Source organism: Flavobacterium sp. ASW18X (assembly GCF_005144745.1).
Lineage (GTDB): Bacteria > Bacteroidota > Bacteroidia > Flavobacteriales > Flavobacteriaceae > Croceivirga.
Window position 1 is genome coordinate 58,179 of sequence record NZ_SWKK01000018.1, and the last position, 16,147, is coordinate 74,325.

Consider the following 16,147-nt stretch of genomic DNA (forward strand, 5'->3'; position numbering starts at 1 on the left):
GTTTATGGCCGAAAAAGAAAATTGATAAAACTATACGGTTTTCGTCTTGCAAGATACCCTAAATCGTTCTCTTTTGCATAAGCTTCGCGTTCAAAACTAATATTTTGATAGGCACGGTAACTATCTAAATACAAAACCGTTCTTAACAGCCATTCAATGATATACCAGAGGTAAAAGAAGAAAACTAAAAGTTCTTTTTGTTGGCGTAAATGAATCCGTTCATGATTAATTAAAATAGTATCTTCTTTATAACTATGCTCCTTAACAATAATAAAAGGCCAAAGTGTTAAACCCACATAGTTCTTCCTAAAAAAGTGTCGAAATACCAATATCATTCCAGCTTCTTTGCGCAACTTATTATTTAGCTTGTGATGCAAACAAATATAGTTTTTCTTAAAAAAGATGCCCATTTGTCCCGATAAACCGTCGCTGTTTTAGATTAAATAAGCAGAAAGGCGTTAAAACCCTTTAAAATTGAATTAATAGCCGTTAATTTTGATGTAAAAGGAAGAAATAAAAATGGGAAAAATACTACCTTTAGAAGAAGGCGATTTTTATTTGAGCCCAGAAGGTTACAAGGTTTTTACAGCACAATACCACTTAAAAAGAGGCTATTGTTGTGAGAGTGGATGCAGGCATTGCCCCTACGGTTATAATAAAAAAACTAACAAACAGTAACACCACTTTTTTCGGCATAATAATTGATACTATGTAAGGTGTTAGCGAGCTCATTTTTAACGTGATAAAAAAATTGATATGAAAAAGTTTAAGTGGATAGTATTACCCCTCCTTACGGTAATTTTCTTAAGTTCTTGTGCCACCGTAAACGTAATTACGGATTATGATAGGCAGGCGGACTTTAAGGAATACAAAAGCTATGCTTTTTATAAAACAGGAATAGATAAGGCTCAAATTTCTGATTTGGACAAAAAACGAATTTTAAAAGCCATTGAAACGGAAATGGCAAATAGAGGTTTTGTAAAATCTCAAGACCCAGATATTTTGGTAAGTATTTTTACCAAAGAAAGAGAACGTGTAGATGTCTACAACAACGTTGGCTGGGGCTGGGGTGGCTTTTACAATCCTTGGGCCTGGGGTCCCGGTTGGGGTTGGGGCTGGGGCGGCGGATTTGGCCCTAATGTTAGCGCACGCACAGAAGGCTCTTTATATATAGACCTTATAGATGCCAAGGATAAAGAATTGATTTGGCAAGGACGTGGCGTTGGCACATTGAATAACACCAAAGATATAGCCAAAAAAGAAGAACGAATTCGTGAGTTTGTTGCGCAAATTTTAAAGGAATATCCACCTATGCAGATAGTAGCAGCTAAGTAATAGGCTAAAAAATAGTTAGGCGAAGCAACTACCGCGAGTTTGAGTGTTCATTGGAGTGGTTTTAGGTAGGTGCTTCGCTTTTTTATTGCCAGTAACTTAAGTTTTAATACATTTATACTTAACAGTTAAAATATTAAGTATGCTTTCTACGAACTTTTTAGGAATGATAGGTCCATGGCAAATTATTTTAATACTAATTTGCCTATTAGGTATTATTCCGACTTTGATTGCTTTAATTGACATTTTAAGAAATAAGTTTGAAGGAAACAACAAGTTAATTTGGACACTTGTTGTTCTATTTTTTAACCTATTGGGAGCTGTGCTCTATTTTACAATTGGAAAAAAACAAAAAATCAAACTTCAATAGTTTTATTTATTTAGCGTAGCTATTTGGTCAAAGCAGCGGAAACCGATAATCCTGCTTCGCTTCTTTAAGTCCGAAGGCACTTTTTACAGCACCTATATTGGGCAAAGTAGCCACACGTTGCTTTGCAAAAGTGTAGTAGGCATCCAAATCTTTTACCATCACTTTTAGTAAAAAATCGAACTCCCCTCCTACCACAAAACACTCTACCACCTCTGGAAAATCTTGTATACGAGCAATAAACTGGTCCATAAACTCTGCTTTTTGCACCTCTAAAGACACAAAACTGAATACGGTGATACTTTCCGCTATTTTATCTTTATCCAAAATAGCCGCATACCTTTTAATAAAACCTTCCTTCTCCAGTCGCCTAATACGGTCATAAACAGGAGTTTTTGTAAGTCCTAATTGCTCCGCAATGGTCTTGGCCACCATCTTACCATCTTGTTCTAAAAGTTTCAATATCTGTTTATCTATAGCATCTAATTGCATACATTCCTTTTTTATCAAACAAAATGGTTAAGATTTAATTCTTTTTCCTTCAAATTTAAACATTAAAAGGAATTATTTCTGTTTATAATTCTTATAACACTTTTTAAAGCTACTTTATTTTAATTTTAAAGGAACTGTAATTGACTAAAACAACAAACTGAAACTCATGAAAGAACAGCTGTACGAAAGCAATCTTGTTCTGGATAAATTACCAGAACATTTAAGACAATACATAAAACCGCAGAATTACGAGGAATATACTCCCGTAGACCAAGCCGTGTGGCGCTATGTGATGCGTAAAAATGTGGACTACCTAAGTAAAGTGGCACACAAATCTTACGTAGATGGCCTGCAAAAAACAGGCATTTCCATAGATGCCATTCCCAATATGTATGGGATGAATAGGATTTTAAAGGAAATTGGTTGGGCGGCAGTAGCAGTAGACGGGTTTATACCGCCTTCTGCATTTATGGAGTTTCAAGCATATAACGTATTGGTGATTGCTTCGGACATTAGACAATTGGAAAACATAGAATACACGCCGGCTCCAGATATAATTCACGAAGGTGCCGGCCATGCTCCAATTATTGCCAATCCAGAATATTCAGAATATTTAAGGCGATTTGGAGAAATTGGTGCTAAAGCCATTTCTAGTGGAAAAGATTACGAACTATATGATGCTGTACGACATTTATCCATCATAAAGGAAGCCGAAGGAACGCCACTAGAGGCTATTGAAAAGGCAGAAAAACGTATTGAAGCGTTACAACAGAACATGGGGAAACCTAGTGAAATGGCCCTATTGCGGAACCTACACTGGTGGACCGTAGAATACGGGCTCATAGGTACTCTAGAAAACCCAAAGATATACGGTGCAGGTTTGCTCTCGTCTATTGGGGAAAGCGCGTGGTGCATGACGGATAAAGTTAAAAAACTCCCGTATACCTTAGATAGTGCCACGACCGATTTTGATATTACCAAACCGCAACCACAGCTTTTTGTAACGCCAAACTTTGCTCATTTGAGTCAGGTTTTAGAAGATTTTGCCAATACTATGGCGCTGCGCACGGGTGGTTTATCTGCTGTTCAAAAATTAATTGACTCCCAAGCCTTGGGCACACTGGAACTAAGTACGGGATTACAAGTGTCTGGTTATTTTGAACGTGTGTTAAGTTACGATGGCATGCCTATCTATTTTGCTACAAAAGGCGCCACAGCCTTGGCCTATCATGACAAAGAATTAGTAAATCATGGCACCACACAGCATCCAGAAGGCTTTGGTTCTCCCGTTGGAAAGCTAAAAGGCATAAATCTAGCCATAGAAGATATGAGTCCACGAGATTTAAAAGCGTATAATATTTTTGAAGGCGAAAAAGTAGAACTGGAATTTGTTGGTGGGGTTACCATTTCTGGAGAAATTATAACAGGCACCCGTAATTTACAGGGTAAAATCAGCTTAATCACCTTCCAAAATTGTACGGTAACCTACCAAGACGAGGTGCTATTTAAACCCGATTGGGGTCTTTACCATATGGCTGTGGGTAGAAAAGTAAGTAGCGGTTATAACGGACCGGCAGACTTAAAAAGCTTTAATTTGGTTTCTCATGCGTTGAGTGATACTACCGTAAAAAAGAACAGAGACGATAATAAATTAGCTCTTGAGGAATTTTATCAGCGTGTGCGTGATTATAGAGAGGGTAAAAACACCATTATTTCTAGGAGCAAACTGTTTCAAGAATTTATAATCCGTTTTCCAAAAGACTGGCTGCTACCTGTAGAGTTATATGAGCTTGCAATAAAAGGAAACAGGACTGTATTAGCCACAGAAATAAAATCACATTTGGAACAACTAAAACTGGACCGCCCTAAAGTAGGCCACCTTATTGATGATGGTTTGGCTTTAGTAGACCAAGGCCTTAAAATTGATGCTTAATTTTAATTAAAAGTAGATTATTAAAGTCTTTACGAATCCTTGAAGAATAAAAGGTGAGAAATCTCCTAGAGGTAATAAAATTTTGACTAATCCTTCAACTGTTGTTCTAGGTCGCTAAGCTCTGCAACGGTTTGGTTTTGATAAACAAGCGTCCAACCCATAGAATTGGTTAGCACCAACAATTTAGACAATTCACTTACCAATCGGTTATTGGCATTGGTATATAAAGTAGAGGCTTCAACTTTTTTTAAAAGTGAAGCCTTTACGTTTTTCTTTATTTTGTTGTAATCGGCTGCTGCAAATGGATTTAAATAATCCTGAGTAACATCATAGTACTCAAAGTCTGGATGTAGTTTTATTTCTGGCTCTGGTATATGGGTTATCTGCACCGTTTTAGCTTTCTCATCTACTGTAAATGAAACTTGTTTAAGGTCAAATACCACCTCTACATCAGCATTAACCACCACCAACGCTTTTTTTTCTGCGGTTACCAATGGTCCAAATAATTCCTTGCTATCCTTATAATTATGAACTTCCGCAAAATGACCTTCGGTTACTATCAACTTAGAAACCTGAGCAATTTGCTGCTCAATGAGCATGGAATTTTCCTTTAGAATGGAGCGCTCCTTTTGGGTATTCATATAACTGTTATAAATGAACACCACTGCCAAAGCTACTATGATTCCTGCAAGGACTTTTTTCATTGCTGTTTAATTCAGGTATTCCTTAACCTTTTCCAGTGCTTCTGGTATACCGGCTGGATTTTTACCTCCTGCTGTTGCAAAGAAGGGTTGGCCACCGCCACCGCCTTGAATGTATTTACCCAGCTCTCTAACTATTTGGCCCGCATTTAATTCTTTGGCTTTAACCAGCTCTTTAGAGATATAGCAACTCAACAATGCTTTGCCGTCTTTATCCGCAGCCAACAGCACAAATAAATTGTCTTTATTGGCTCCCATCTCAAACAACAAGTCTTTAATACCCGCAGCATCCAAATCTACTTGTTTTGCTAAGAAATCTACCCCGTTTACGTTGGTAACTTCATTCAACAATTCTGACTTTAAGCCTTTTGCTTTCTCTTTAAGCAATTGCTCTACTTGTTTGCGCAATTGGGCATTTTCGTCTTGCAAGTCTGCCACCGCTTTCACAGGGTCTTTGGCTTTATTTAAAAGGCCTTTAATAATAGATAAAGTAGCATCGTTCTCTTGGTAAAACGCTTTTACGGCATCAGAGGTAATCGCCTCTATTCTTCGGATACCTGCGGCCACCGCTCCTTCTGAGGTTATTTTAAAGTGCCATATTTCACTGGTATTTTGCACGTGCGTACCGCCACACAATTCAATAGAATTTCCAAATTTAATGGTACGTACGGTATCGCCATACTTTTCTCCAAACAATGCCATTGCCCCTGCTTCTAACGCTTGTTTTACAGGAACGTTTCTATTTTCTTCTAAGGGAATCTGCCCTGCAATACGGGCGTTTACAAATTGCTCTACCGCTTCTAATTCCTCTGGAGTAACTTTAGCAAAATGACTAAAATCAAATCGTAAATGCTTGGAATGAACCGCAGAACCTTTCTGCTCTACATGGGTTCCTAAAATTTCTCGTAACGCTTGATGTAGCAAGTGTGTTGCCGTATGGTTACTAGCCGTGCGTTGACGTTGTTTTTTATCTACCACTGCTTTGAACGTGCCCGCTAAATCTGCTGGCAAGTTTTCCGCAAAATGTACAATTTCGTTATTCTCTTTTTTAGTATCTAAAATATAGGTTACATCGCCATTAGCTGCCTCTAAATAGCCTTTATCCCCTACTTGGCCACCACCTTCAGCATAGAAGGGCGTTAGGTTAAAAACCAATTGGTAACGGTCTCCTTCCTTCTTAGTGGTAACCTTACGGTATTTTACCACTTTAACCTGTGCTTCTAAGGCATCGTACCCAATAAATTCTTGTTCAGTATCTTGTTCCAATACCGTCCAATCGCCTTTACTTATCTCAGAAGCGGCTCTAGAACGTGCCTTTTGCGCTTGCAAAGCCTGCTCAAATCCTTCCGTATCTAGAGCAAAACCTTTTTCTTCTAAAATCAAGGCTGTTAAATCTATAGGGAAACCAAAGGTATCATATAGTTCAAACGCCTTATCGCCATCCACTTTTTTATCCTTGGCAGATTTCATCACCGAATCTAACAATACCAATCCTTGTTCTAAGGTAGCTAAGAACGAGTTTTCTTCTTCTTTAATCACGTTCTCTATCAGTTGCTGTTGGTTCTTCAACTCTGGAAATGCCGCACCCATTTGTGAGGCTAGCGTATTCACCAAACGATAAATAAACGGCTCTTTGGTATCTAAAAACGTAAATCCGTAGCGGATTGCTCTTCTTAAAATTCTACGGATAACATATCCAGCACCAGTATTGCTGGGTAATTGCCCATCTGCAATAGCAAAGGCTACCGCTCTTACGTGATCCGCAATTACACGGATAGCAATGTCGGTTTCCTCATTTTTACCGTATTTGCTTTCGGTTATGGCTTCAATTTCGCGAATTAAAGGTGTAAACACATCGGTATCGTAATTACTTTGTACGCCCTGTAAAACCATACACAAACGCTCAAAGCCCATACCGGTATCTATATGCTTTTCTGGTAAATTCTCCAGTTGGCCGTTTGCTTTTCTGTTGTATTGAATAAATACCAAATTCCAAATTTCCACCACTTGTGGATGGTCCATATTTACCAATTCCGCACCTGGTGTTTTGGCTTTTTCTTCCGCAGAGCGGATATCTACATGGATTTCTGAACAAGGTCCACAAGGTCCTTGATCACCCATTTCCCAAAAGTTATCTTTTTTGTTACCCATTAAGATGCGTTCTTCTGGCACAATAGCTTTCCAGAAATCGTACGCTTCCTTATCCATGGCTAACTGGTCTTCATCTTCACTCCCTTCAAACACGGTAACATACAAACAGTCTTTATCAATTTTATAGACTTCGGTCAACAACTCCCAAGCCCATGCAATGGCTTCTTTTTTAAAATAATCGCCAAAGCTCCAGTTCCCCAACATTTCGAACATGGTATGGTGGTAGGTATCTTTACCCACCTCTTCCAAATCGTTATGCTTACCACTAACGCGCAAACATTTTTGCGTGTCCGATGCGCGTTTAAATGTAGGTTTGGTGTTACCAAGAAAATACTCTTTAAACTGGTTCATCCCCGCATTGGTAAACAGCAAGGTTGGGTCATTTTTCATAACCATTGGGGCAGAAGGAACTATCTTGTGCTCCTTATTCTTAAAAAAGTTTAAAAACTGTTCTCTAACCTTTTGGGATGTCATATGGAGAGTGCTACTTTAAATTATTTTTAACTCAACAAACAAAACAATTTTTATATTTGTTTGTTACCATAAATTGAAAGCCCAAAAATAGGATAAATTACCTTCATGAGTAAAGTAAAGTACTATTACGATCCAGATACCCTTTCTTACCGAAAAATAGAGCCTAAAAAATCTAAACGATACCGGAATGTATTTTTGTTTTTGGCAGCTGCGGCACTGTTTGGTTTTCTGGGGCTTACCGTTCTATTGAATACCAATTTGGTAAATACACCTAAAGAACTTTCCTTGGAAAGGGAGGTTCAGAATTACGAACTACAGTACGAGATTTTAAATAAAAAAATGGACCAAATGGAACAGGTCCTTGCCAATATAGAAGATAGGGATAACAACATTTACCGGTTGTACTTTGAGGCCAACCCAATTCCAGAAGAGCAGCGAAAAGCCGGTTTTGGTGGGGTAAATCGCTATAAATCCTTAGAGGGTTATAATAATTCTGAGATGATCGTAAATACCACCAAACGATTAGATATAATCCAGAAACAAATGGTTATCCAATCCAAGTCTTTAGATGAAATTACCCTCTTGGCAGAAGAAAAAGAAAAACTATTGGCGGCCATACCCGCCATACAACCAGTACGAAACGAAGATTTGACCCGTATGGCTTCTGGTTTTGGCTGGAGAACGGACCCTTTTTTAAAAACACGTAAAAAACATTGGGGAATGGATTTTACCGCCCCACGTGGAACACCCATATTTGCAAGTGGCGATGGTAAAATTTCACGTGCAGACAATAATTCTTCTGGGTACGGTAAGCACATAAGAATAGAACATGGCCATGGCTACATGAGCCTATATGCCCACTTAAGCAAATACAATGTAACGCCTGGCCAAAAGGTAAAACGTGGCGATTTAATTGGGTTTGTTGGCAATACAGGCCGTTCAGAAGCACCCCATTTACATTATGAGGTGTGGAAAGATGGTGAACGTATAAACCCCATAAACTTCTACTACGGAAGTTTATCTCCAGAAGAGTTCGAAAGCATGTTGAAGTTTGCCACCCAAGAAAACCAATCGTTAGACTAATGCATATAGACCTACCAGAAAAACGTTATTACGGTATTGGAGAAGTCGCCGATGCATTTGGTGTCAACACCTCATTGATTCGTTTTTGGGAAAAAGAATTCGACATCCTTCAACCTAAAAAAAATGCAAAGGGCAATAGAAAATTTACTCCTGAGGATATTAAAAATCTTAAATTGATTTTCCACTTGGTTAAAGAGCGTGGATTTACTTTAGAAGGAGCAAAAATTCATTTAAAAGAAGAAAAACACAAAACCCTTTCTCGTTTTGAAGTAATTGAAAAATTACAACGGGTTAAAGCCGAATTAATAAAAATTAAAGAACAACTATAACACTAATAAACACTAGAAGATGAAAAAATGGTTAATTCCGGTTGCTATCATAGCCGTGATAGCAATTGCAATCTATTCTTGGGCCGTAGGTTTTAATAATACTGCGGTAAAACTAAAAGAAACCACCACAGAAGCCTGGGGCAAGGTAGAAAGTTCTTACCAAAGACGTAACGATCTTATTGGTAATCTGGTTAAAACTGTACAAGGGGCGGCAGACTTTGAAAGAGGCACCTTAACAGATGTTATAGAAGCGCGCGCCAAAGCAACAGCTACCACTATAGACCCTGCAAATATTACCCCAGAGCAACTACAGGCATTTAACCAAGCACAAGGTGGATTAAGCTCTGCTTTATCTCGCTTATTGGTTACGGTAGAACGCTACCCAGATTTAAAAGCCAATCAGAATTTCTTAGAACTACAATCGCAATTAGAAGGTACGGAAAACCGAATTAACGTGGCCAGAGACCGTTTTAATGAAGCTATTAGACCTTACAATACCCACATTAAAACGTTCCCCAATTCTGTTTTAGCAGGTTGGTTTGGTTTTGATGAATTGGCATACTTTAAAGCAGAAGCTGGAGCGGAAAAAGCTCCTGATGTTGATTTTAATTTTGACTAATGAACGCTAAGGTAGAAGCCTTTTTAACTGCAGAAGAAGAACAAGAAATAGTTGCGGCCATTATTGAGGCGGAAAAAAACACTTCTGGTGAAATACGAGTACATATAGAAGCCACAACGCAATTGGACCATTTTAGCAGGGCACAACAAGTGTTTCATTTTTTAAAAATGGATAATACCAAAGACGAAAATGGCGTATTGCTGTATGTTGCCGTACAAGACAAACGCTTTGTTATCTACGGTGACCGTGGTATAGATCAAGCCGTGCCCAAAGGGTTTTGGGAATCTACCAAAGAAGTAATTGCCCAGCATTTTAAAAAGGGGGCTTTCAAAGAGGGAATCGTAGCGGGCGTGTTAAAGGCTGGTGAAGAATTACAAACACATTTTCCTTGGTATCATGGAGATGTTAATGAATTGAGCGATACCATTTCTAAAGGGTAGATAACATGACCAAAACACTGGGTATAAAGTATCTTATAGGCGTTACGCTAAGCATTTTTAGCTTACAACTAGCTTGGGGGCAATTTAACATCCCAGAAAAACCTAAAGTAGAAACCAGTGTTTACGACTATGTTAATCTTTTGTCTCCAACACAGAAAAATCAGCTAGAACAAAAATTAATTCGTTACTCAGATAGCACTTCTACCCAAATAGTAATAGCCATTATAAATTCTACCGAAGGGGAGAATATTAATTATTTAGGGGCCCAATGGGGTCAAAAATGGGGAATTGGCCAAGCTAAGGAAGATAATGGAATACTAATACTCTTGGCCAGTAACGACCGAAGAATAGCCATTAATACCGGCTATGGCGTGGAAGAATTCTTAACGGATTTTATGAGTAGGCGTATTATAGAACAGGTTATTATTCCCCAATTTAAACAAGATAACTACTACGCAGGGTTAGACAAGGGGGCAGACGCTATCTTTCAAGTATTAAACGGACAGTTTACAGAAGACCGCAATTTTAATAAGCAACCGTTTTTTAAAGACGCCCTACCATTTATCATTTTCATCATCATCCTTTTTGTTATTATCAGTAGCAGCAAACGCAATGGAGGCGGCAGAAACAATCGGGGAGGAAAAGGCGGCCGTGGGCTGGATATTTGGGATATGATTATCCTTAGCAATATGGGCCGTGGCGGTGGTTCCTCTGGCGGATTTGGCGGTGGCGGCAGCTTTGGAGGTGGTGGCTTTGGCGGCGGCTTCGGAGGCGGTGGTTTTGGTGGTGGTGGCGCCTCTGGAGGCTGGTAACACAGCAAAAGCACTTTTCTTGAAAGACCTTTTTTTCCCTTATTCTTTGGGTTGTGGATAAACTGGAATACAAAAAGGCCTTTTTTTCACTTTAATAAGAATACTTGATCCTTTTTCTTATCAAAAAATTGGCAGTTAAGACCTAGCAGCAAAAGAATGTGTTTAAATTGTCTTTAAACTATGCTATTTAATGGGTAGTTTTATACCAAAGAGATATCTGTGGCATGATGGGTATTGTAATTATAGGCAAAATTAAAACCAACAGCAATGACAAGAATTTACAGAAGTTTTTCAGAACCTGATAGAAAAAATTTGACTTGGGAAGAAACTTGGAGACGAGAAGATAAAGGCTTGATAAAAAACTATGAAGTTGGTAGAGCTTTAGCAATAAAAGAACCTGAATTAGCTGAAAAAGCAAAAAGAGGTGAATTGCCTGTTCTTGGATATAAAGGCGGAGTTGAAAAAGTCTTAAAGAAAAAAGAAAAAATTGGAGCATTAAATTACATTGCAAAATGGCAAGCGTTACGTGGGGAAGACTTGAATATAGATATGGACGAAGAAATGATTTTGACTTGTACAAAGACAGGAGTAACCGTAACATTTACGATGGACTTGGAAAAACTTAAAAATCCTTTCTAATGGACTTTTTAGCAATTGATGTTGAAACAGCAAATTCTGATATGGCATCAATTTGCCAAATTGGATTTGTTATTTACGAAAATGGTCAAATTAAAAAAGAATGGTCAAGTCTATTAAACCCAGAAGATTACTTTGACTTTTGGAATAAATCAATACATAATATAACAGAAGAAGATGTTATTGAAAGTCCAAAATTTCCAAAAGTTTATGAGTTTCTTAAGCAATATTTAGAAAATTACATTTGTGTTTGTCACTCTCATTTTGACCGAGTTTCAATAAATCGAACTTGCGAAAAATATGGGCTTCCATCAATTAAAAACAGTTGGATTGACACAGCAAAAGTTTCTCGAAGGTGTTGGGAAGAATTTGCATACAAAGGATATGGACTTGCGAATGTTTGTAAAAAATTGAATTTCTCTTTTAATCACCACGATGCTTTGGAAGATGCTAAAGCTTGTGCTCATATTTTAATTTCAGCAATTAAAGAAAAAGAGAATACTATTGATGATTGGCTTATAAGAGTAAACAAACCAATTTTAGCTAATGCAAAAAATTATAGTAATTCAGTTTCAAAAGAGGGAAATCCAAATGGAAATCTGTTTGGAGAGATTTTAGTGTTTACAGGTTCATTACAAATTCCAAGAAGAGAAGCTTCATTACTTGCATCCGAAATAGGTTGTAAAGTTGTAAATGGAATTACGAAGAAAACAACTCTTTTAGTGGTTGGAGACCAAGATGTAAGCAAACTTTCGGGAAAGGAAAAAAGCTCGAAACATATAAAAGCAGAAGAACTGAAAAATAATGGACAGAACATCAGAATATTGAAAGAATCCGACTTTATCGCCTTGTACGAATCAAATAAAGAATAAATTAAAAAAACTTTGCCTAACAAAGAACTGAGTTAAAAAACCAACTGAAATTTTTAAATATTTTAAACTTAAAAAAATGTTGAACTATTTCAGGACAAGATTTATGTTACATTTTTGCCATTAATACCCTTACTGAATGGATAAACCTATTGATAGATTAGTAGATAGTGTTGGAGTTGCTACATTTATTAAATACTTTAATCAGTTTTCCGATTTAAAAAAAGGACGTTTAACGAAATCCAAAATGTCGGAATTATTTGGAGAAAATTCTGAACCTTGGACTGATGGCTCAATTACGACAAAAATAAACGCCGGACTTAAAATTTTCACTTTAAATAGAGAGTTAGAAGCAATAGACCATATTTTATTTGTCAAGAAAACTAGGAATATTCCAAACGGAAAAGAAATTAAAAAAATGGCTTCCGAAATAAAGGAATTGTTAATCCAGAAAAGCTTTACATCTTCAGAAACGGATTTTAATCCAACTGAATTAACTGACGAATTAACCGAAGGAAATTTTAAAACGGTCCAAGTAAATTTATATGAACGAAACCCAAAAGCAAGATTGGAATGTATAAAGCATTTTGGTTTGAGTTGTCAAGTTTGCGAATTCGATTTTGAGAAAACATTTGGAGCAATAGGTAAAGGATTTATACATGTTCATCACTTAAACGAATTTAGTATTTTAGGAAAGGAATATGTTATCAATCCAAAAACTGATTTAGTTCCTGTTTGTCCAAATTGTCATTCTATGTTACACAAGAAAAAACCAGCTTTTACGATATCCGAATTGAAACAAATATTAAGAAAAAAATACTAATTACAACGCCTACATTCGTTTCACCCCCCTTAAAACATCCCACTTATTGCTAGGTTTTGATCCTTTCAGAGGGACTTTCCCTTTAACAGCCGCTTACCTTCATTTCATTTTCAGCGTGGCAACCAAAATCAACTCAAAACAACTAGTTGGAATGCGGTATCAACCTGTATCATCTGCTTATTTTAATAATATTTTTTTTTAATATCAACCGCATAATAAATCACCTCATAAACTGTTAGGTATTATATTTATACAAAAACGATAGTTGTATAAAAAATAACAGCAACCAAACCAACCTTTAGATGACATACAGATTTGCCCTTGCACTTTTAATAAGTGTATTGCTATGCTCTTGCAAAACAGACCCCAAAAAACCTATTCCCAGTACAGAGAATACACCTGCTAAGGCTGCTAAAGAAAAGGTTATAGACAGCCTGCAACATACGCCAGACTCATTGCCTACGGCTCAAGATAGTATTACACCAGGTTTTATAACAGAGTGGTATTTAGATTATGAAGACTCTGTCACCATACCCACTAGAGATAGAATATTAACCTATGACTATACTATTGATTGGGGAGATGGCACAGTAGACAAACACGTAAAAGGAGATATTACGCATGATTATGAAGATGATGGCTATTATACGATTACCATCACAGGAAAGTTCCCCAGTATTTATATGGGTAAACTTTCTGGAGAAGATCGTTTAATGAGCGTAAAACAATGGGGAGACCAAAAATGGAAATCTATGGCAGATTCATTTTCCGCTTGTCCCAATCTAAGCATAGATGCTACAGATGTCCCAGACCTCTCCCAAGTGATTTTTATGAATTCCATGTTTGCTGAATGCACCAATCTAGAAGGCAATTTTAAAAATTGGGATACGGCTAACGTGCGCTACATGAAGCTTCTCTTTTCCGAAGCCACCAACTTTAACGAAGACATTACCTTATGGAATACCGCTAATGTAGAAAACATGGACCGTATGTTTGAAAATGCCGAAGCATTTAACCAACCGATAGGTAATTGGAACACGGCTAAGGTAAAAAACATGAGAGGTATGTTTAACGGGGCTACTAATTTTAATCAGGAAATTGCCAATTGGGATACCACATTGGTAGAGAATATGGAACGTATGTTCGATGGCGCCATATCTTTTAACCAGCCCATTGGTAGTTGGAATACGGCAAACGTCATCTTTTTTTCTTACATGTTTAATGGTGCTGAAACATTTAACCAACCTATCGGTAACTGGAAAACTGCTAATGCTAGGAGTTTTGCTGGCATGTTTAGCTATGCAAAGGCATTTAATCAACCAATAGGTAATTGGAATACGGCCAATGCTAAATCAATGCACTTGATGTTTTATAAAACCGAAAGTTTTAATCAACCCATTGGAACATGGGATACCGCTATGGTAACCACTATGAAAGACATGTTCGGCTACACGCAAAAATTTAATCAACACATCGGGGAGTGGGACACAAGCATGGTAACTACTATGTCTGGCATGTTTAAGCATGCAGAGCGGTTTAACCAACCCATTGGCAATTGGGACACCTCTAAGGTAACCAGTATGGAAGAAATGTTCTATTACGCCGAACAATTTAATCAACCTATAGGCAATTGGGACACCTCTAACGTTACTACCATAGAAGGCATATTTTACAATGCAACCTCTTTTAACCAACCTATAAACGATTGGGATATTTCTAAAATTACAAGTTTAAACAAAGTTTTTCATGGTGCAGAGGCATTTAACCAAACGGTGGAAGATTGGGACATCTCTAACCTAGAAACTATAGAAAGAACGTTTTACTATGCTAAATCCTTTAACCAACCCTTAGAAAAATGGGACATCTCTAAATTTAAAAGTTTAAAAATGATGTTTTCATTTGCAGAATCTTTTAATCAACCCTTAGCCAAATGGAATACTGGTAATATAGAAACTATGGAGGATGCTTTTTTTGAAGCAAAATCCTTTAACCAGCCTATTGGCAATTGGGACACCTCTAATGTAATAGATATGGATGCCATGTTCAAGGAGGCAGTATCGTTTAATCAAAATATTAATGATTGGGACACTTCTAACGTCATCCATATGTCACAAATGTTCCATGGCGCTACCGCTTTTAACCAACCCCTAGACCAATGGGATGTTTCTATTATTAGACATTTTAATATGATGTTTGAAGATGCAGAAGCGTTTAACCAAAATATTAATACTTGGGATGTTTCTGCTGCCGTGGATATGGCGGGCATGTTCAGCGGCGCCAAAGCATTTAACCAACCCTTAAACAATTGGGATGTTTCTAAGGTGGAAAGAACCATATATATGTTTTCTCAAGCTACGGCTTTTAACCAAGATATTAGCCAATGGGATACCTCTAACATAACATCAATGGATTCTATGTTTGAGTATGCTTCTTCATTTGACCAAGATATTAGCAAATGGAACGTTACTAATGTCACCAATATGAACGAGATATTTAAAGATGCTAACCTATCTACCAAACATTATGATGCTTTATTACTGTCCTGGCAAAATCAAGAACTAAAAAGAAATGTCTCTTTTTATGTGGGGAATACCAAGTACACCAAAGCAGCAGAGGATGCCAGAATTAACATGCAAAAAAAGGGTTGGAAATTTTATGATGGTGGCCTTTTAGAAGAGTAAAAAGTGGTATGAAAGTAAAATTCTTTTTCTTTAGCGCACTAGCTTTATCCATTTTAGGCATTTTGCTAGTATTCATTAAACTGAATTATTATTTCTGGCAGTCTAAGGGTGACTTTATGCTGTATGCTGGGATGGCTATGCTTGTCCTTGCCATGCTAATTACCTGCATCACATTTGTGCTGACGACGAAAGAACTACTACAAACTTCTAAATTGGATTGGCTTTGGTGCACTAATTTAATTCTGATGGTAGTATACCTCATCGCATTTCTTTATTATTTGTTTGTTTGATATTCATTTGAAATAATTATCGCACTGTAAAAAGGTTATAGACTTTAGTCTAGCTTAGATTCAAAAAAAAGATATAAATAACTGATAGTATTTCATCTTTTTCTTTACATACGCT

General features: G+C 37.2%; 17 protein-coding genes. 13 read left to right on the plus strand and 4 right to left on the minus strand.

Features of this window, described 5'->3' with window-relative positions:
• Positions 1 to 2 precede the first annotated feature (2 nt).
• Positions 3 to 335, minus strand: a complete 333-nt coding sequence (locus FBT53_RS12910; RefSeq protein WP_136951607.1) for a hypothetical protein — start codon at positions 333 to 335, stop codon at positions 3 to 5.
• A gap of 184 nt (positions 336 to 519) precedes the next feature.
• On the opposite strand from FBT53_RS12910, the gene FBT53_RS16120 reads away from it, so the two are divergent.
• From FBT53_RS16120 to FBT53_RS12920, 3 genes are all read left to right on the plus strand, one after another.
• Positions 520 to 678, plus strand: a complete 159-nt coding sequence (locus FBT53_RS16120; protein WP_169630363.1) for a DUF5522 domain-containing protein — start codon at positions 520 to 522, stop codon at positions 676 to 678.
• Between the two features lie 78 nt (positions 679 to 756).
• Positions 757 to 1,335 carry a DUF4136 domain-containing protein gene (locus tag FBT53_RS12915; RefSeq protein WP_136951608.1) on the plus strand — a complete coding sequence of 193 codons (579 nt, stop codon included), beginning with the start codon at positions 757 to 759 and terminating at the stop codon, positions 1,333 to 1,335.
• A gap of 163 nt (positions 1,336 to 1,498) precedes the next feature.
• Positions 1,499 to 1,702, plus strand: coding sequence for a PLD nuclease N-terminal domain-containing protein (locus FBT53_RS12920; RefSeq protein WP_240729832.1), 204 nt, complete (start codon positions 1,499 to 1,501; stop codon positions 1,700 to 1,702).
• 27 nt (positions 1,703 to 1,729) lie between these two features.
• Here the strand turns inward: FBT53_RS12920 and FBT53_RS12925 are convergent, their stop codons facing one another.
• Positions 1,730 to 2,209, minus strand: a complete 480-nt coding sequence (locus FBT53_RS12925) for an Lrp/AsnC family transcriptional regulator (protein ID WP_136951609.1) — start codon at positions 2,207 to 2,209, stop codon at positions 1,730 to 1,732.
• A 148-nt stretch (positions 2,210 to 2,357) separates the two neighbouring features.
• On the opposite strand from FBT53_RS12925, the gene FBT53_RS12930 reads away from it, so the two are divergent.
• Positions 2,358 to 4,124, plus strand: coding sequence for an aromatic amino acid hydroxylase (locus FBT53_RS12930; RefSeq protein WP_136951610.1), 1,767 nt, complete (start codon positions 2,358 to 2,360; stop codon positions 4,122 to 4,124).
• An 86-nt stretch (positions 4,125 to 4,210) separates the two neighbouring features.
• Here the strand turns inward: FBT53_RS12930 and FBT53_RS12935 are convergent, their stop codons facing one another.
• Together FBT53_RS12935 and alaS are read right to left on the minus strand one after the other, a co-directional pair.
• The gene (locus tag FBT53_RS12935) at positions 4,211 to 4,828 is read right to left on the minus strand and encodes a DUF4230 domain-containing protein (RefSeq protein ID WP_169630364.1); all 618 of its coding nucleotides are present in this window, start codon (positions 4,826 to 4,828) and stop codon (positions 4,211 to 4,213) included.
• A gap of 6 nt (positions 4,829 to 4,834) precedes the next feature.
• Positions 4,835 to 7,450: an alanine--tRNA ligase gene (gene alaS / locus FBT53_RS12940; protein ID WP_136951611.1), complete on the minus strand. Its 2,616-nt coding sequence runs from the start codon at positions 7,448 to 7,450 to the stop codon at positions 4,835 to 4,837.
• Positions 7,451 to 7,555: 105 nt separating this feature from the next.
• On the opposite strand from alaS, the gene FBT53_RS12945 reads away from it, so the two are divergent.
• From FBT53_RS12945 to FBT53_RS12985, 9 genes are all read left to right on the plus strand, one after another.
• A complete protein-coding gene (locus tag FBT53_RS12945) occupies positions 7,556 to 8,533 on the plus strand; it encodes a M23 family metallopeptidase (protein WP_010518521.1) in 978 nt (325 codons plus the stop codon).
• Positions 8,533 to 8,862, plus strand: coding sequence for a MerR family transcriptional regulator (locus FBT53_RS12950; protein WP_010518520.1), 330 nt, complete (start codon positions 8,533 to 8,535; stop codon positions 8,860 to 8,862). Before FBT53_RS12945 ends, FBT53_RS12950 begins: the two co-directional genes overlap by 1 nt.
• Before the next feature lie 19 nt (positions 8,863 to 8,881).
• Positions 8,882 to 9,481 (plus strand): LemA family protein, encoded by a 600-nt coding sequence (locus FBT53_RS12955; protein WP_080319673.1) that lies wholly within the window; start codon positions 8,882 to 8,884, stop codon positions 9,479 to 9,481.
• Entirely contained in the window at positions 9,481 to 9,921 is a 441-nt protein-coding gene (locus FBT53_RS12960) for a TPM domain-containing protein (protein ID WP_136951612.1), read from the plus strand. The genes FBT53_RS12955 and FBT53_RS12960 overlap by 1 nt, the downstream gene beginning before the upstream one ends.
• A 5-nt stretch (positions 9,922 to 9,926) precedes the next feature.
• The gene (locus tag FBT53_RS12965; RefSeq protein ID WP_136951613.1) at positions 9,927 to 10,733 is read left to right on the plus strand and encodes a YgcG family protein; all 807 of its coding nucleotides are present in this window, start codon (positions 9,927 to 9,929) and stop codon (positions 10,731 to 10,733) included.
• 267 nt (positions 10,734 to 11,000) lie between these two features.
• Positions 11,001 to 11,372 carry a hypothetical protein gene (locus FBT53_RS12970; RefSeq protein ID WP_136951614.1) on the plus strand — a complete coding sequence of 124 codons (372 nt, stop codon included), beginning with the start codon at positions 11,001 to 11,003 and terminating at the stop codon, positions 11,370 to 11,372.
• Entirely contained in the window at positions 11,372 to 12,241 is an 870-nt protein-coding gene (locus FBT53_RS12975) for an exonuclease domain-containing protein (RefSeq protein WP_136951615.1), read from the plus strand. The genes FBT53_RS12970 and FBT53_RS12975 overlap by 1 nt, the downstream gene beginning before the upstream one ends.
• Before the next feature lie 136 nt (positions 12,242 to 12,377).
• A complete protein-coding gene (locus FBT53_RS12980) occupies positions 12,378 to 13,061 on the plus strand; it encodes an HNH endonuclease (RefSeq protein WP_136951616.1) in 684 nt (227 codons plus the stop codon).
• Between the two features lie 302 nt (positions 13,062 to 13,363).
• A complete protein-coding gene (locus FBT53_RS12985; RefSeq protein WP_136951617.1) occupies positions 13,364 to 15,742 on the plus strand; it encodes a BspA family leucine-rich repeat surface protein in 2,379 nt (792 codons plus the stop codon).
• Positions 15,743 to 16,147: the final 405 nt, after the last annotated feature.

What these genes read in the sequence shown, in the direction of transcription:
- FBT53_RS12950 (WP_010518520.1), top strand. Translation starts at nt 8,533, where the DNA reads ATGCATATAGACCTACCAGAAAAACGTTATTACGGTATTGGAGAAGTC.
- FBT53_RS12955 (WP_080319673.1), top strand. Translation starts at nt 8,882, where the DNA reads ATGAAAAAATGGTTAATTCCGGTTGCTATCATAGCCGTGATAGCAATT.
- FBT53_RS12960 (WP_136951612.1), top strand. Translation starts at nt 9,481, where the DNA reads ATGAACGCTAAGGTAGAAGCCTTTTTAACTGCAGAAGAAGAACAAGAA.
- FBT53_RS12965 (WP_136951613.1), top strand. Translation starts at nt 9,927, where the DNA reads ATGACCAAAACACTGGGTATAAAGTATCTTATAGGCGTTACGCTAAGC.
- FBT53_RS12970 (WP_136951614.1), top strand. Translation starts at nt 11,001, where the DNA reads ATGACAAGAATTTACAGAAGTTTTTCAGAACCTGATAGAAAAAATTTG.
- FBT53_RS12945 (WP_010518521.1), top strand. Translation starts at nt 7,556, where the DNA reads ATGAGTAAAGTAAAGTACTATTACGATCCAGATACCCTTTCTTACCGA.
- FBT53_RS12920 (WP_240729832.1), top strand. Translation starts at nt 1,499, where the DNA reads ATGATAGGTCCATGGCAAATTATTTTAATACTAATTTGCCTATTAGGT.
- FBT53_RS12930 (WP_136951610.1), top strand. Translation starts at nt 2,358, where the DNA reads ATGAAAGAACAGCTGTACGAAAGCAATCTTGTTCTGGATAAATTACCA.
- FBT53_RS12915 (WP_136951608.1), top strand. Translation starts at nt 757, where the DNA reads ATGAAAAAGTTTAAGTGGATAGTATTACCCCTCCTTACGGTAATTTTC.
- FBT53_RS12975 (WP_136951615.1), top strand. Translation starts at nt 11,372, where the DNA reads ATGGACTTTTTAGCAATTGATGTTGAAACAGCAAATTCTGATATGGCA.
- alaS (WP_136951611.1), bottom strand. Translation starts at nt 7,450, where the DNA reads ATGACATCCCAAAAGGTTAGAGAACAGTTTTTAAACTTTTTTAAGAAT.
- FBT53_RS16120 (WP_169630363.1), top strand. Translation starts at nt 520, where the DNA reads ATGGGAAAAATACTACCTTTAGAAGAAGGCGATTTTTATTTGAGCCCA.
- FBT53_RS12935 (WP_169630364.1), bottom strand. Translation starts at nt 4,828, where the DNA reads ATGAAAAAAGTCCTTGCAGGAATCATAGTAGCTTTGGCAGTGGTGTTC.
- FBT53_RS12910 (WP_136951607.1), bottom strand. Translation starts at nt 335, where the DNA reads ATGATATTGGTATTTCGACACTTTTTTAGGAAGAACTATGTGGGTTTA.
- FBT53_RS12980 (WP_136951616.1), top strand. Translation starts at nt 12,378, where the DNA reads ATGGATAAACCTATTGATAGATTAGTAGATAGTGTTGGAGTTGCTACA.
- FBT53_RS12985 (WP_136951617.1), top strand. Translation starts at nt 13,364, where the DNA reads ATGACATACAGATTTGCCCTTGCACTTTTAATAAGTGTATTGCTATGC.